At 72.6% G+C, this 15,224-nt stretch carries 12 protein-coding genes; 5 read left to right on the top strand and 7 right to left on the bottom strand.

Going from position 1 to position 15,224, the window contains the following annotated elements; translation table 11 throughout:
- Positions 1-281: 281 nt before the first annotated feature.
- From ACSLIC_RS21660 to ACSLIC_RS21670, 3 genes are all read right to left on the bottom strand, one after another.
- Positions 282-1,730 (bottom strand): glyceraldehyde-3-phosphate dehydrogenase, encoded by a 1,449-nt coding sequence (locus ACSLIC_RS21660; protein ID WP_436739367.1) that lies wholly within the window; start codon positions 1,728-1,730, stop codon positions 282-284.
- Positions 1,731-1,865: 135 nt separating this feature from the next.
- Positions 1,866-2,840: a M28 family metallopeptidase gene (locus ACSLIC_RS21665; RefSeq protein WP_436739368.1), complete on the bottom strand. Its 975-nt coding sequence runs from the start codon at positions 2,838-2,840 to the stop codon at positions 1,866-1,868.
- A gap of 627 nt (positions 2,841-3,467) precedes the next feature.
- The gene (locus tag ACSLIC_RS21670; protein ID WP_436739369.1) at positions 3,468-3,974 is read right to left on the bottom strand and encodes a nucleoside deaminase; all 507 of its coding nucleotides are present in this window, start codon (positions 3,972-3,974) and stop codon (positions 3,468-3,470) included.
- A gap of 138 nt (positions 3,975-4,112) precedes the next feature.
- Here ACSLIC_RS21670 and ACSLIC_RS21675 point away from each other — a divergent pair, with 138 nt between their 5' ends.
- The 3 genes from ACSLIC_RS21675 (at position 4,113) to ACSLIC_RS21685 (ending at position 7,748) form a co-directional block, all read left to right on the top strand.
- On the top strand, positions 4,113-5,564 hold the full coding sequence (locus ACSLIC_RS21675) for a WGR domain-containing protein (RefSeq protein ID WP_436739370.1): 1,452 nt from the start codon (positions 4,113-4,115) through the stop codon (positions 5,562-5,564).
- A gap of 167 nt (positions 5,565-5,731) precedes the next feature.
- Positions 5,732-6,517: an SAM-dependent methyltransferase gene (locus ACSLIC_RS21680; protein ID WP_436739371.1), complete on the top strand. Its 786-nt coding sequence runs from the start codon at positions 5,732-5,734 to the stop codon at positions 6,515-6,517.
- Between the two features lie 646 nt (positions 6,518-7,163).
- Positions 7,164-7,748, top strand: a complete 585-nt coding sequence (locus ACSLIC_RS21685) for a TerD family protein (protein ID WP_436739372.1) — start codon at positions 7,164-7,166, stop codon at positions 7,746-7,748.
- Positions 7,749-7,980: 232 nt separating this feature from the next.
- Here ACSLIC_RS21685 and ACSLIC_RS21690 read toward each other — a convergent pair whose 3' ends face one another.
- The 4 genes from ACSLIC_RS21690 to ACSLIC_RS21705 form a co-directional block, all read right to left on the bottom strand.
- Positions 7,981-9,192: a helix-turn-helix domain-containing protein gene (locus ACSLIC_RS21690; protein WP_436739373.1), complete on the bottom strand. Its 1,212-nt coding sequence runs from the start codon at positions 9,190-9,192 to the stop codon at positions 7,981-7,983.
- Between the two features lie 227 nt (positions 9,193-9,419).
- Positions 9,420-10,367 carry a hypothetical protein gene (locus tag ACSLIC_RS21695; protein WP_436739374.1) on the bottom strand — a complete coding sequence of 316 codons (948 nt, stop codon included), beginning with the start codon at positions 10,365-10,367 and terminating at the stop codon, positions 9,420-9,422.
- 40 nt (positions 10,368-10,407) lie between these two features.
- Positions 10,408-11,958, bottom strand: coding sequence for a DUF6801 domain-containing protein (locus ACSLIC_RS21700; protein ID WP_436739375.1), 1,551 nt, complete (start codon positions 11,956-11,958; stop codon positions 10,408-10,410).
- Positions 11,959-12,052: 94 nt separating this feature from the next.
- A complete protein-coding gene (locus ACSLIC_RS21705) occupies positions 12,053-12,688 on the bottom strand; it encodes a hypothetical protein (RefSeq protein WP_436739376.1) in 636 nt (211 codons plus the stop codon).
- Positions 12,689-13,446: 758 nt separating this feature from the next.
- Here ACSLIC_RS21705 and ACSLIC_RS21710 point away from each other — a divergent pair.
- Both ACSLIC_RS21710 and ACSLIC_RS21715 read left to right on the top strand, forming a co-directional pair.
- Positions 13,447-14,457, top strand: a complete 1,011-nt coding sequence (locus ACSLIC_RS21710; protein WP_436739377.1) for an ABC transporter ATP-binding protein — start codon at positions 13,447-13,449, stop codon at positions 14,455-14,457.
- Complete coding sequence (locus tag ACSLIC_RS21715) at positions 14,454-15,218, top strand: MlaE family ABC transporter permease (RefSeq protein WP_436739378.1); 765 nt, start codon at positions 14,454-14,456, stop codon at positions 15,216-15,218. The genes ACSLIC_RS21710 and ACSLIC_RS21715 overlap by 4 nt, the downstream gene beginning before the upstream one ends.
- Positions 15,219-15,224 lie beyond the last annotated feature (6 nt).

The raw sequence follows: 15,224 nt of genomic DNA on the forward strand, positions 1-15,224 counted from the left end.
GTCGCGGTGAACTCCGCGTACGGCGCCGGGCACTTCCGCGGGGCCGCACGGTGGTGCGCTTGGTGGGTGGCACCCCGCCCATCTCCGGACTGCCGGTCATCTGTGAGACGCCGAAGCCGCCGACGGCGGGCCCGATCTGTCGGAGGGCTGTTCGCCGGCAGGCCTTCGGGCTCAGGGTGGGGCGTGGGACGCCTCGGGAACCGCCGACGGGCGCCGCCCGGTCTCCCCGCTGTGCGGCAGGGGGAGCGGGTGGCGCCCGTCGGGGTGTGGGCAGGCCCGGGTCAGGCGGACTCGGGGGCCGGGAAGGTCGGGTACTCGACCCCGGAGACGTGCTGGACGACCCGGATGACCTGGCAGGAGTAGCCGAACTCGTTGTCGTACCAGAGGTAGAGGATGGCGTTGTCGCCGTCGACCTTGGTGGCGCCGGCGTCGACGATCGAGGCGTGGCGCGAGCCGATGAAGTCGCTGGAGACCGCGTCGGGGGCGGTGGTGAAGTCGATCTGGCGCTTCAGCGGCGAGGTCAGCGACACCGCGCGGAGGTGGTCGAGGACCTCCGCGCGGGTGGTCTCGCGACCCAGCCGCAGGCTGAGGATGGCGATCGAGACGTCCGGCACGGGGACGCGGATCGAACTGCCGGTGATCGGCGCCTTCAGTTCGGGCAGCGCCTTGGCGACGGCGGAGGCGGCGCCGGTCTCGGTGATGACCATGTTGAGCGGCGCGGAGCGGCCCCGGCGGTCGGAGGCGTGGTAGTTGTCCAGCAGGTTCTGGTCGTTGGTGAACGAGTGGACGGTCTCCACGTGGCCCCGCAGCACGCCGTACTCGTCCGCCATCGCCTTCAGCGGCGGGACGATCGCGTTGGTGGTGCAGGAGGCGCAGGAGAGGATCTGCTCGTCGGGCTTGAGGTCCTCGTGGTTGACGCCGTGCACGATGTTGGGGACGTCGCCCTTGCCCGGGGCGGTCAGGACGACCTTGGCGATGCCGGGGCGCAGGTGGTTCGAGAGCCCCTCGCGGTCGCGCCAGCGGCCGGTGTTGTCGATGAGGATGGCGTCCTTGATGCCGTACTCCGTGTAGTCGACCTTGGCCGGGTCGTCGGAGTAGATCACCTGGATCTCGTGGCCGTTGGCGATGATCTTGCCGTTCGCCTCGTCCACGGTGATGGTGCCCTGGAACTGGCCGTGGATGGAGTCGCGGCGCAGCAGCGAGGCGCGCTTGACGATGTCCTGCCCCTTGCCCCGGCGCACCACGATGGCGCGCAGCCGCAGCCCGTTGCCGGAGCCGGCCTTCTCGATGAGCAGGCGGGCGACGAGGCGGCCGATCCGGCCGAAGCCGTAGAGGACGACGTCGCGCGGCTGGCGGCGTTCGATCTTCTGGTCGCCGGTGGCACCGGCCACCGCGTCGGCGGTGAACTCGGCGACGGACAGGCCGCGGTCGTCGGTCTTGTAGGTCGCGGCGAGCATGCCGATGTCGATCTGCGACGGCCCCAGGTCGAGTGTGGTCAGCGCCTCCAGGAACGGCATCGTCTCGGTGACCGAGAGCTCGGCGCCCGCGATCTGCCGCGCGAACCGGTGCGTCTTCAGGATGCTGACCACCGACTTGTTCACCAAGGAGCGGCTGTGGAGGAGGACGGTGACGTCCCGCTCACGCTGCAGCTTCCCGATGATCGGGATCATCGACTCCGCGATCTCCTCGCGGTTCTTCCAGTTGGTGAACGAGTCCTCGTTGACAGTCACAGGTTTATCTTTCGAGCTAGGCGGTGCTCATATGCTAACCCGACCGCTCTTTCGATCTCGCGCCGGTCTCCTCGGAGAGGGGGGAAGGTGACCGTTCCGTAATGCTTTGGGGCTTTTGAGGTTCCGGTGGGTTACTCAGGAGGGGAGCCCGAGGCTGCCGGAGGTGCCCAGCGTCCACACGGCGTGGGCGACGGCGTCGCTGTTGCGGTCCAACGCGGTGTCGTCGATGTTGGCCGCGGTGTCGCAGGACGAGTGGTAGCAGCGGTCGAAGGGCTGCCCCGAGGTGCCGCCCCACTTCTGCGCCTGGGCGGCCGTCTTGCGGTTGCCGGCCCCGGTGAACAGGCCGCCGACGGGTATCCCGGCGTTCTTGAAACTGGCGTGGTCGGAGCGGCCGTCGCCCTCGGTGTCGGGCTCGGTGGGGATACCGAGACCGGCGTAGTGGTCCTTGAAGGTCTTCTCGATGGCCGGGTCGTCGTCGTAGACGAAGTAACCCGGGTTCGGCGAGCCGATCATGTCGAAGTTGAGGTAGCCGGCGAACGTGGCGCGCTGGGCCGCCGAGAGGCTGCCGACGTACGCCCGCGAGCCCAGCAGCCCGAGTTCCTCCGCGCCCCACCAGCCGAACCGCAGGTGCTTCGTGGGCGTGAGCTGGGCGCGGGAGACGGCGAGCGCGGTCTCCAGGACGGCGGCCGAGCCGGTGCCGTTGTCGTTGACGCCCGGGCCGGAGGCGGTCGAGTCCAGGTGCGCGCCGGCCATCAGGACCTGGTCCGGGTCGCCGCCGGGCCAGTCGGCGATCAGGTTGTAGCCGGTGGTGCCGCTCGCCGTGAAGGTCTGGAGCGAGGTGGTGAACCCGGCCGCGTCCAGCTTGGCCTTGAGGTAGTCCACCGAGGCCAGATAGCCGGGCCGGCCGTGGGCCCGGTTGCCGCCGTTGGCGGTGGCGATCGACTGGAGCTGGGCGAGGTGCGCCTTCACGTTCCCCAGCGGGATGTCGGGCGCGGCCGGTGCCTCCGCGGAGGCCGGGGCGGGCTGGGCGGCGGACTGCGAGGCCGCCGGACCGAGCAGGGCGGCCACGGCCAGCACGGCGGCGGCACGACTACGGGCGGAAAGGATCATCGCGGGGCTCCGGATCTCCGTACGGGGACAGGACGGAAGGTGCGGGGCGCCGGGCGGATGGGGCCTCGCCCGGACACCGGCGAGCGGTGGCGCGGTGAGCGATGAGCGTGGTGCCCGGCGGAGGTGGCCCGCCGGGTCGGCCGGGAGCGGGGAGTGCCTCCGTGGTGGGACGAGGTGAATGCTGGAGAAGACGGCGACGGGCGTCAAGAGGCGGGATCGGGTCAGCGGGAGCGCTGGGCCGGGTGACCGGTTCCGGTCGTTCCGCGGGCCTCGGGGGCAGGGGGGAACCGGGGCCGGCCGTGGTCCCGGACGGGGCGCGCGCCGCGACGAGGTCCGGGGCGGACCGGCGGCCGGGCGGGGGAGCGGGCCGTCGATAGCGATGTACGTGCGCTCGGCCGGTTCCGGAGGGCGAGCGGGCACGGACGGGCGTCACCGGCCCCGGAGCGCCGGCGCGGCGGTACTCCCCTGTCCCCTCCGCAGCCCGTCCCCCCTTCTCGCTCGTGTCCGGTGACCGGACACCGCGCGGGGAGGGGCGGGCGGATCGCGCCGCCCGCGTCCCGCGCCCCGCGTCCGGTTCCCGTCGGCGGGCGGTGCCGGGGCCGGGGTGGCGCGCGGTCCGCTCCGGGCTCAGCCTTCGCCGCGTCCGGCGCCGTGCAGGCGGGCGTGGAGCGCCCTGACCTGCTCGGTCAACTCCGGCGCCGGACCCGCCACCGCGACTTCGGGGGCGACCGCCGCCACGGGCAGGGCGGCGACCGGGGCCGCCGGCACGCCCCACTCCGCCAGCCAGCCGGTGAGCTGTTCCGAGGAGGCGGCGTACACGATCCGGCCCAGCCCCACCCAGGCGTGCGCCGCCGCGCACATCGGGCAGTGCTCGCCCGAGGTGTAGACGGTGGCCGCCGCCCGCTCGGCCACCGTCAGGTGCTCCGCCGCCCAGCGGGCGAGCGCGAACTCCGGGTGGCGGGTGCGGTCCCCGGAGGCCACCCGGTTGTGGTCCTCGGCGAGTACGGTGCCGTCCCCGCCCACCAGGACCGACCCGAACGGCTCGTCGCCCGCGTCGAGCGCCTCCTCGGCCAGCTCCACACAACGGAGCAGGTACCGCAGGTCCGCCTCGGACACCCGGCTCACGTCGCTCATCGTGGCTCCTCTCCTTCGCCGTGCTCCCCATCCGTCCTTGCGGCAGGGTACGTCCTGTTGTCAGTCCCCTCTCCTACGGTTCCGTCAGTGGGACTCGCCGGAGCGGCCGGCGGGCCCGTTCTCGGGGAGGGGTCCGCCATGTCCGCCGGAGCCACGGTGACCACGACGTATCTGGAGCTGTCGCAGGACGACGGATCCGCCCACAAGTTCTACGAGGTGACCGTCGCCGACCACGTGGTGACGGTCCGGTACGGACGGATCGGCGCGGCGGGGCAGACCCAGACCACCACCTTCCCCACCCGGGAGAAGGCGGTGGCCGCCGCCGCGAGGAAGGTCGCCGAGAAGTCCCGCAAGGGGTACGCCCCCGCCGTCCCCGGACAGCGCGCCCCGCGTGCGGTGACGCGGCGCCAGGTCTCCTCCACCCCCTCCACGGCGCGCGCCGTCGCCCCCGTGCTGTGGCGGTTCTGCACCGGCTCCGCCGCCTTCGGCATCCACGTGGACGAGGACCGCTGCTGGGTGGGCAACCAGGCGGGCGACGTCTACACCCTGGACCACGACGGCACCGTCCTCGCCCGCTTCGGCCTGCCCGAAGGCGTCAAGTGCCTGGTGGCGGACGACTTCTGGATCTACGCGGGGTGCGACGACGGCAAGGTCTACGACCTTTCCGCCAAGCTCCCCTTCGCCGCCTACGACATCGCCGCCGACGTCGACATCTTCTGGCTCGACATCCACGAGGGCGTACTGAACGTCTCGGACCGCTCCGGCGGCCTCACCGTCATCGACCACGAGGACGAGCACCAGTGGGCCCGCCGCGGCCAGGGCGAGCACGCCTGGATGATCCGCGCCGACGACCGCGCGGTCTACCACGGCCACAGCGGCGGCGTCACCGCCTACCGCCCCGACGGCGGCGGCCAGTACTGGCACACCCCGACCAGGGGCGGCGTCCTCTTCGGCTGGCAGGAGGACGACGCGGTCTACGCGGGCACGGCCCGCCGCGTGGTGCAGCGGCTGTCGAAGACGACCGGAGCGGTCGAGGCCACCTTCGCCTGCGACGGTGCCGTCTACTCCTGCGCGACCTCTCCCGGGGGCCGCTTCGTCTTCGCCGCCGACTCGGCCTCCTCCGTCTACTGCTTCGACCGCGACGGCACCCGGCTGTGGAAGCTCGGCACGGGCGGCGGCTCGGCCCTGTCCATGCAGTACCGCGACGAGCGGCTCTACCTGGTCACCACGGACGGCTCGCTGGTCTGCGTCGACGCGAGCGAGGCGGCGGTCACCGCCGCCCAGAAGGGCTCGGTGCCCCTCGCCCGGGACGTGAAGCTCGCCGCCGCGCTGCCCGCCCGCGCCCCGGCCACGGCGGCCGACGCGCTGGCCTCGGTCGGCCGGGTCCCCGCCGGGTCCGTCGTGGTCGAGTGCGTCCAGGAGGCCGGCCGCCTGCGGGTCCAGGTCACCACCGAGGGGTACGACCCGTCGTGGAACGTCCAGTTCCCGCGCGCGATCCGCGAGCCCGGCGCACGGTACGTGGTGGACGCCGTGCACGCCGCGTCCGGTGGCTTCTACCGCGTCCGCGGGGACATCCGCCGCCTGCTCTGACCGTGCCGTGGCGCGGCCCGGTCCGTGACGGCGGGGCAGCCGTGGGGCGCGAGGGGCTGGTGCGCGCGGGATCTGTGCGCGACCATGACCGTGCCAGGGCGACCGGGCACGCCGGGCGGTCGTCCCACGGCGGGCGGTCCGCCGAACCGCGTGAGGGGAGACGGAAGATGACGCCGCCGGCCGAGCAGGGGCTGAACACCGGAGTGCCGCACTCCGCACGGATCTGGAACTACTGGCTGGGCGGCAAGGACCACTACGAGGCCGACCGCGAGCTGGGGCGGCGGATGGCGGAGCTGTTCCCGCAGATCGTCGACATCGCCCGGGCCTCCCGGCAGTTCCAGGCACGCGCGGTGCGCCACCTCGCGGGGGAGGCGGGGGTCCGCCAGTTCCTCGACCTCGGCACCGGCCTGCCCACCGCCGAGGCCACCCACGAGGTGGCGCAGGCCGCCGCCCCGGCCTCCCGCGTCGTCTACGTCGACCACGACCCGATCGTCCTGGCGCACGCCCGGGCCCTGCTGACCAGCGGCCCCGAGGGCGCCACGGACTACGTCCACGCGGACCTCACCGACGCGCCGGCGGTGCTCCGTGAGGCGGGCCGCACCCTGGACCTCAGCCGGCCGGTCGCCGTGCTCCTGATGTCCACCCTCGGCCACGTCGCCGACGACGCCGAGGCGAGCGCGCTGGTCCGCGCGTACCTCGGCGCACTGCCGTCCGGCAGCCACCTGGTCCTGTGCGACACGATCGAGACGCCGCTGACCAGGGCGGGCTCGGACGAGTACGCCGACGGGGGCGCCGTCCCCTACGTCTCCCGGCCTCAGGAGATCGTGGCGTCCTTCGCGGACGGCCTCGAACTGCTCTCCCCCGGGTTCGGCTCGATCAGCCTGTGGCGTCCCGACGCGCCGCCGGCCGGTGAGCCGGTGGAGCAGTGGGGGTTCGTGGGCGTCAAGCGGTAGGGCGCTGAGGGGCCGTGGTCCGGGCTGTCGGTGGTGCCCGCGCCACCCGGGCCGGGGCGCGGGAGGAAGGGCTTCGGGCCGGCGGGCTGCCCTGGGGTCGAGGCGTCCCCCTCCCCGCTGTCCCGGCAGCGGCGGGACCCGGCGCGGGCGCCGAGGTCGTCGCCGCCGTCACCCTCACCTCGGGCGTGCACCCCCCGGCCGGCACCTGCCGTACGCCCCGGCCGTCAGCCGGATCGCCATCGTCGGTGGTCCCGTCGTCCTCGCTCCGGTCGCCACGGCGCTGCCCGTCGGCCGGCTCCCGGGCACCCCGCCGGTCCGGGGCGTCGGCGTCCGGGAGTAGTGTTCCGACCGGACAGCACCGCGAAGCCGCCCCCGCCGCAACGGCGGGGGCGGCTTCGCGTCACCTGTACGGCACGGCCCCCTCGCCGGTCCGACCGCGGGTGCCCACGGGGCCGGCGCCTGTCCTCACCGCACCCGGTAGGCGCGCGGGGGACCGGGGCGGGCGGTCCTGACGGCGAGGCACGAGCCCAGGAGCGCAGCCGAATCCCCGGCGCCCCCACGCCCGCGCGCGGCCCCTCCCCGCCCGGCCGCCGGACCAACCAGGCACACTGCATCTGTAGCAGTCTCACCACCAAGGGGATCACGCATGATCACGTTGCAGAAGGAAGACGGCCCGGCCGACCTGGACGGGGTGACCCATCTGTCCATCGGAGTCTCCTGGGACCCCACCGTCGGTGCCAGCGGCGGCATCCTCGGCAAGATGCGGCAGAAGGCCGGTACGGACCTCGACCTGATCGCCATCGCGATGCAGAACGACGAACCCGTCCGCCTCGCCGGTCTGGACTCGCTGGACCCGCTGGGCAACGGCTCGCTGGTGCACAGCGGGGACAACCAGACCGGTCACGGTGACGGCGACGACGAGACGGTGACCGTGGAGCTCGCCCGGGTGCCGACCAACATCAACAGCATCGTCTTCATCGCCGCCGCCTACAAGAAGCGCAGCTCGTTCCAGAACGCCCGGAACATCAGCTTCAAGGTCTACGACGCCACCGGCGGCAGCTCCCAGCAGGTCGCCGACATCTGGCCGAGCCTGCTCACCGACGACAACGGCTGCGCCGTGGCGAAGGCGATGCGGGTCGGCTCCGGCTGGAAGCTCCAGGTGATCAACGAGACCGGGAAGATCAAGCAGGGCGACGAGCGTGCCCTGATGCGCTTCGCCGTCAGCAAGTGACTCGCCTCCCCCTCCTGTCGCCGTCGTACCTGGTGGGCGCCCCCGCTCCGGCCGAGACCGGAGCAGGGGCGCGGGTATTGGGCTGCTGACGCGGCGGCCGGCAGGAGGCGGGACGGGACACAGGGCCCGGCCCCCGCGTCCGGCCTTCGCACCGACACGGGTGCGGGGGGCGGTGCGGGTGCCGGGCCTTCGCCGTTGCCGCGGTGGGGTGCGGGAACGGCCGCCGGGCCGGTCAGCCCCGTCCGCCCCGGCCCTGAACGTGCAGCGACCGCAACGCCGCCTCCAGGGCGAAGCGGTGGTCGGGGTCGGTGAGGCGGGCGCCGAGGTGGCTCTCCAGGTTGCGCAGGCGGTAGCGGACGGTCTGGGCGTGGACGCCGAGGGTCTCGCCGACCTGTTCGGCGGGGGCGCGGGTGGAGATGTGGACCCGCAGGGTCTCGACGAGGCGGTCGCGGCGGCTGGCGGAGAGGCCGTCCAGCGGAGCCAGTTCGCGGGCGGCGAGGCGGGCGACGAGGGCGGGGTCGGCCAGCAGCCACAGGGTCGTCAGGTGGTCCTCGCAGAAGACCAGGGGCGCGTCCGGGATGACCCCGTCGTCGATGAGCGCCAGGACGCGGCGGGCCCAGCGGATCGAGTCGGCGGCCTGCGCCGGGGGGACCGTCGCCCCGGCCACCGCGTGGGTGGCGCCGAGCGCCCGGTCGAGCATGGCGCGGCGGGCGGCGGTGAGCGGACCGGGGACGAGCAGGTGCGGCTGGGGGATGCCCGGGTCGGCGAGGACGTCCTCGTCCAGGTGGGCCTGGAGCTGGTCGGGGACCGGGGCGCGCAGCGCGATCAGTGTGCACCGCTCGGGCAGTTCCCAGGCGGCGGCCTCGCACAGGGAGGCGATGGTGGCGTGCGGGAGGGGCGGCGCGGCGAGGATGAGGTGGAGCAGCTGTCTTCGTACCGCGGAGACTTCGGAGGCGGCGCGGGCCTGGACCTCGGCGTACCCCTCGCGGGAGAGGGCCTCCAGCTCGTCGACGTAGGCGAAGACGGTGTCGGCGAAGGTGAGGATCACGTTGGGGGAGAGGCTGTACTGGCGGCCGATGGTCTTGGCGCGGCGCAACGCGATCCGCGCGCCGAGCCGGTACGCGCCGTGCAGGCTGTCCAGTTCCCGGCCCTCGTACGCCTCGACGCGGCCGAACTTGCGCAGCAGCTCGTCGCGGAGGGCGCACCCCGCGCCGGGGTCGGCGACCCGGTCGACGAAGGCGGAGAGTGCCTGGGCGACGCCCTGGCGGACGGCGTCGGCGTGCGGGCCGTTGAGGAGGCGGCCGTACTCCGGGTAGGCCCGGGTCACCTCCAGGCGGATCTCCCTGATGAGGCCGGGGAGTTCCGGCCGCATGAAGGCCGCGAACTCGCGGGGCAGTGGGTCGAGTGGTTCACCGACGTCCATTGGCTGTGCGATCGAGGGCATGAGTGATCCCTTGCTCTCCTGCGCGCCCGGTGGGGGAGGCCGAGGGCGCCCCTCGCCGGATGGAGGAGGGGCGCCCGGAGGCAACCGGCAGGTGCATGACGACGTGGAAAGGTGAAGGTAGTTCAACTCCCCTGTGATGTACACCGTTCGTACACAGAATGGCACGCTGTGCAGCGGGGCGTCTCGCGGTGCGGCCGGGAACCGGCGGTACGGGCTCGCGGGGCCGGTCAGCCGGCGGCGCCGTGCCAGTACTCGGCGAGGACCTTGCCGGCGTCGGGGGCGACGGTGCCCGGGGCGTACAGGCCGCCGAGGTGGGTCTGGGTGTCGTTCAGGGTCAGCTTGTTGTTGCCGGCGGCCGAGGGCAGGCCGGTCTTGAGGTTGACCGCGCCGTCGATGACGCCGAGCAGGCCGAGGCCGCACCCGCTGGCGCCCGGAACGGCGAAGGTGTCGTCGACCTGGGTGGAGCCGAGCAGGTTGATGCGGCTGGCGTCGCCGTCCTCCTCGTTCGGGGTGCCGCCGGCGCCGTTGAAGCGGTCGACGGTGAACTCGGGGGCGTCGGCGTTGTGCGGGCGCAGCACGACCGGCTCGGACGCGGTGCCGATGTAGCAGTCGTCGCCGAGGAAGGGGTTCTCCAGCTTGATCCGCACCGGTATCCGCACGATCGGCATGTCCGTCACGACACCGGCGATCTGGTCGAACTCCGAGGGCGCGCCCGCCGATTCGAGCGTCGCGGTGATCTTGTTGAGCTTGCCGTCGGTGAGCTTCTTGCAGATGTCGGTGACGAACGGGACGTCGCTCGGGCACATCAGTCCGAGCAGTCCCCCGGGGACGGTCGCGGAGTCGGCGATGATCGACCCCGCCGGGGGCGCCACCACGGTGCTGGTGCCGTCCGTGTTCTGGACGACACCGATCTGGAGGTTGCTGTTCCCGGTGACGACGGTGGTGTTGCCCAGTTTGATGGTGCCGCTGGTCGCGTACGACACCACGCACTGCGGAGAGCGGTCGAGGCCGTCGGCGCCGAGCATCGCCGGGGCGTCCACCGGACACCGGGTGAACGGCGCCCAGGCGCCGGCCGGCTGTGTGGCGGCGGTCGCGGTGCCGGTCGAGGCGAGGGTGCCGAGCACGGTGGCGGCGGCGGTGGCGGCGAGGGTGAGTCTGGCGCGGGTGGGGCGCATGGCGGGTCCTTTCGGCGGAGGGGCGGGAGGGGGCGCGGGGTCAGCGTTCGGGCGTGGGGATGATGCGGGGCTGGCCGTCGGGGGTGCAGTACTCCTTCATGTTCTCGGTGTCCGCCAGGTCCGGCGTGCAGGTCTGGCCCTGGATCTGCTTCACGTAGTTGCCGGGCCCGGAGATCGACGCGGTGAGCAGGCGGTTGAGGTCCTCGCCGTCGGAGGTGCCGCAGCCGGTGAAGGCGGGGATGGTGATCTCGCTGGTGAGCGGGCCTCCGGAGGACACCATGTAGCCGACGGCGTCGTCCGGCGGGATCTGGTAGCTGTACCCGTGCAGCACCATGTGATCTTCGGGGAACCGCTCCGGCTCCGGGTCCGGTGAGGTGAGCGGTGTCTCGGTGCGGCAGCCGGGGCCCACGTCCAGGGGGACGCCGTTGACCTTCACGTCGGAGAGGCGGAGCACCAGTGAGGCGCGGATGCTGGAGATCACGTTGAGGTAGGGCGCGAACCGCAGATCCGCCTCCAGGTGGACCCGCCCCACCTGTTCGAGGACCATCGTGGCGGTTGTCGGAACGAAGCCGTAGGTCAGGAACGTGGCCTTGGCCGGCGGCGTCTGGCGGCGGCCCTCGTAGGAGAGGTTCACCTCGGCCGGCTGGCGCAGGCCGGAGAAGTTCTCGTCCAGGGGCACGGATTCCCCCTGCTCGATCACCATGCACGAGAGCGGGATGAGGGAGGAGCCCTCCAGCTTGCGTACGTTCGAGTAGCCGGTGATGTAGGCGGTCAGGGTGGCCGGTGTCGGTTCCTCGGCCCGGCAGGGCGGTGCGTCCTGCGGAGCGTCCGCCTCCACGGTGAGGCGCCCCCGGGGCGGTGCGGAACGCTCCGGTTCCCCCGCCTCCTTCCCGGCGGACCCGCCCGGTCCGGCCGAGGGTGACGGGCCTTCGCCCGGACCGGGCGCCTTGGCGGGGGAGACGGGGACGGTGGCCAGCAGCCCGCCCCCCGGGGCGCCGCCGGCGAGCGCGCAGGAGACGGAGACGGGTTCGCCAGGCTGCTGTGGGGGGCCGTCCGGGCCGGAGGCGTTCCTGGTCTCCAGGGCCAGTTCCAAGGTGCCCGCGCGCAAGCTGAGTTCGCCGGCCGAGCCGGGCGTGACCGAGGGCACGTCCCCCGCCGACTCCAGCACGAGCGGCCCCTCGGCCGGTACGGCCACCGGCTCGGCCGTACCGCGCCAGGACGCCTGTGCCTCCGCCTCGCCCTGAAAGAGCGCGATGGCCAGCTCCGTCGAGCCACGCACCTCGGCACCCGGCGCCGCGTCCAGCTCCGCGACGGCCGCCTCGGGCAGTTCGACGGTGGTCCTCACATCGGCGGGCACGATCTCCTCGCCCTGGGCGGCGGAGTCGGGGAAGCGCGCGGCCACCCGCACCGTCACCGGCTGCGGCCCGGAGGGGAAGGCGCACACGTAGGGCAGTTCGGCCTCCACCTCCTGCGCCCCCAGGGCCGTCCCCGCCGCCGGAACCATGGCGGCCAGCACGACGAAGGCGGCGATCACCGCACGCCGGGCACCGGGACGGCGGGGGCTCTGGGGGGAAGTACGGGGACCTTTCACGGGCGCTCCTCGGGGCTGGCTGGGTCGGTCACCTCGTGCGGACACGCCCCCGGTCCGCCCGGCCGAGCCGGACGGACCGGGGAGAGGGGACCTGTTACGGGTTGGACCCCACGATCGTCGGGATCACGCTGGTGCCGGTCTGCTTGACCAGGTAGGTGCCCTTGAAGGTCGGGCTGGCGCCGACCGGCACGGCCGCACCGCAGTTGGTGGACGAGACGACGGTGAGGTCGCCGGAGGCGCTGCTGACCGCCAGGGCGCCGGTGGAGTTGGTGTAGGTGCTGCTCGCCTTGCCGGTCACGCGGAACTTGCAGGCGCCGACCGTCACGTCGGCGTCGATGTTGCCGACGTGGCCCGTGGTGACCTGGGTCGCGGCGTCGTAGTCCGCGGCCACGACCGTCCACGGCACGGTGGCGACGGTGGTCACGTTGCCCAGGACGCTGGTGCACGGCGAGCCGCCGGCGCCGAAGTTGATGGCGTTGATGTTCGCCACCGTGGCGGGGTTGCCGGTGGCGCTCTGCATGGTGCCGGAGGCGCCGGACGTCGTACACGTCATGGCGATGCCGTTGACGCTCAGCACGATGTTCCCGCTGTTGGCGGCCGTGAAGTCGGCCGGGGACGGGCTGACCGTCCACACGGTCGAGGGCACGGCCGAGGCGGTACCGGCGGTGAGCCCGATGGCGGCCGTGGCGGCACCGGCGACGAGGGCGATCTTCCTGAGGGATTTCCGCATGGCTCTGGGACGCTCCTTGTTGGATTGACCGGCAGAGAGTGGGGGTGGGCCGCACCGGAGCCGGGAGGCGGCCGGGCGGACCGCGGCCCGGTGGTCCTCGACCGCGTGGCCAGACGTTACTTGCGGGAAACTTTCCGGAACAATGGAGCGGTCGAAGATTCTTTACGGAAGGGGAATTCCTGTTTCCGGGGTGAGTGGTGGGTGCGGCCCACTTGGCGGCCCGGTGCGCATTGTCGACAATTCTGATCGATCATGCGGCACCGTCAGGGATGGGACGCGGTGATTCCCGGACGGCGGCTCCTTGTGTGCTCCCGGGTGACAAAAGGGGAGCCCTTTCCTGTCATCGGGATGACAAAACCCCGGTGGCCGAAGTCCCTCTTTCCGCAATCTCGCGACCTGGTATTGCCGACAGAGGTTACCGGGCCGTAGCGTTCCGGTGCGTCGCTCGGCTCCAGGTCCGGCGGCGTCCGCCGGCCGGTGTGCCGGGGGACGCTTTCCGGCCTCGGTCCTCCTTCCGGGGCGGGCGTCCGTCAGCAGGGCCCCGGCCATCCGGCCCCCCGGTGGCACGGGGCCCTGGCTGTCGCCCGGAGACAAACGAGGGAAACGGTCTTGTCACCCCGGTGACAAAGACGCGGAAACCTCGGGAATGTCGTGCCCCACCCATTGTCCGCGCCCCTCGCGCCGACTTACCGTGCGCCCCGCGGTGCACACCAGGAACGTCCGCGGCGCCCACCCGAAAAAGGCTTGCTGGAGGTGAAATGGGAATCGAAGTGGTGGTCGACGGCCTGACCAAGTCCTTTGGCAAGCAGAACATCTGGCAGGACGTGACGCTCACCCTTCCCGCCGGAGAGGTCAGCGTCATGCTCGGCCCTTCCGGTACCGGGAAGACCGTATTCCTGAAATCGCTCGTCGGACTGCTCAAACCCGAGCGCGGCCGGGTCCTCATCAACGGCGTCGACATGGTGAACAGCCCCGAACGGGACATCTACGAGACCCGGAAGCTCTTCGGTCTCATGTTCCAGGACGGCGCCCTCTTCGGCTCCATGTCCCTCTTCGACAACATCGCCTTCCCGCTGCGCGAGCACACCCGCAGGAAGGAGTCGGAGATCCGGCGGACCGTCATGGAGCGGATCGAGATCGTCGGGCTCCTCGGCTCCGAGGGCAAGCTGCCCGGCGAGATCAGCGGCGGCATGCGCAAACGCGCCGGCCTCGCCCGCGCCCTCGTCCTGGACCCGCAGATCATCCTCTGCGACGAGCCCGACTCCGGCCTCGACCCGGTCCGCACCGCCTACCTCTCCCAGCTCCTCATCGACCTCAACGCGCAGATCGACGCGACGATGCTCATCGTCACCCACAACCTCGACATCGCCGCCACCGTCCCCGACAACATGGGCATGCTCTTCCGCCGCGAGCTGGTCACCTTCGGCCCCCGCGAGGTCCTGCTCACCAGCGAGGAACCGGTGGTCGCCCAGTTCCTCCGCGGCCGCCGCGAGGGCCCCATCGGCATGTCCGAGGAGAAGGACGCCGCCACCCTCGCCGCCGAGGCGGCCAGCGCCACAGGCCGCCCCGACGCCCCGCGCGTCATCGCCCCCCAGCTCCAGCCCACCGACGGCCTGCCGCCCCGCCAGGCCGTCGCCCGCCGCCGCGAGCGCGTCCTCTCCCTGCTGGGCACCCTGCCCCCGGCCGCCCGTGAAGCCATCCGCGACACCTACGCGAGGGATGCCTCCGCGCCCACCCGCACCGTCCCCCGCGCCGGGAGCGGCTCGTGATCACGGGGGCGCTGCGGCAGACCGGCCGGCTCTTCGCGCTGGCCGCGGAGGTGACCCGGGCGATCTTCCGACGGCCTTTCCAGTTCCGGGAGTTCATCGAGCAGTTCTGGTTCATCGCCGGCGTCACCATCCTGCCCGCCGCCCTGGTCTCCATCCCGTTCGGCGCCGTCATCGCCCTCCAGGTCGGCTCGCTCACCCAGCAGCTCGGCGCCCAGTCCTTCACCGGCGGCGCCAGCGTCCTCGCCGTCATCCAGCAGGCCAGCCCGCTGATCGTCGCCCTGCTCATCGCGGGCGCCGGTGGCTCCGCGATCTGCGCCGACCTCGGCTCCCGCAAGATCCGCGAGGAGCTGGACGCCATGGAGGTCATGGGCGTCTCGCCCGTACAGCGCCTGGTGGTGCCCCGGGTACTCGCCACCATGTCGGTCGCGGTGCTGCTCAACGGGATGGTCTCGGTGGTCGGCACCCTCGGCGGCTACTTCTTCAACATCATCCTCCAGGGCGGCACCCCCGGCGCCTACCTCTCCAGCTTCTCCGCCCTCGCCCAGCTGCCCGACCTGTACATCAGCGAACTCAAGGCGCTCATCTTCGGGTTCATCGCCGGCATCGTCGCCGCCTACCGCGGCCTCAACCCGCGCGGCGGCCCCAAGGGCGTCGGCGACGCCGTCAACCAGTCGGTCGTCATCACCTTCATGCTCCTCTTCTTCGTCAACATGGTGATGACGGGCCTCTACCTCCAGATCGTCCCGCCGAAGGGAGGCTGAGGCGCC

This window comes from Streptomyces sp. BBFR102, assembly GCF_051397025.1.
Classification (GTDB): Bacteria; Actinomycetota; Actinomycetes; order Streptomycetales; family Streptomycetaceae; genus Streptomyces.

Coding starts and splice junctions, on each gene's coding strand:
- ACSLIC_RS21670 (WP_436739369.1), bottom strand. CDS start 3,974: ATGAGCGACGTGAGCCGGGTGTCCGAGGCGGACCTGCGGTACCTGCTC.
- ACSLIC_RS21705 (WP_436739376.1), bottom strand. CDS start 12,688: ATGCGGAAATCCCTCAGGAAGATCGCCCTCGTCGCCGGTGCCGCCACG.
- ACSLIC_RS21695 (WP_436739374.1), bottom strand. CDS start 10,367: ATGCGCCCCACCCGCGCCAGACTCACCCTCGCCGCCACCGCCGCCGCC.
- ACSLIC_RS21675 (WP_436739370.1), top strand. CDS start 4,113: ATGTCCGCCGGAGCCACGGTGACCACGACGTATCTGGAGCTGTCGCAG.
- ACSLIC_RS21680 (WP_436739371.1), top strand. CDS start 5,732: ATGACGCCGCCGGCCGAGCAGGGGCTGAACACCGGAGTGCCGCACTCC.
- ACSLIC_RS21710 (WP_436739377.1), top strand. CDS start 13,447: ATGGGAATCGAAGTGGTGGTCGACGGCCTGACCAAGTCCTTTGGCAAG.
- ACSLIC_RS21690 (WP_436739373.1), bottom strand. CDS start 9,192: ATGCCCTCGATCGCACAGCCAATGGACGTCGGTGAACCACTCGACCCA.
- ACSLIC_RS21665 (WP_436739368.1), bottom strand. CDS start 2,840: ATGATCCTTTCCGCCCGTAGTCGTGCCGCCGCCGTGCTGGCCGTGGCC.
- ACSLIC_RS21685 (WP_436739372.1), top strand. CDS start 7,164: ATGATCACGTTGCAGAAGGAAGACGGCCCGGCCGACCTGGACGGGGTG.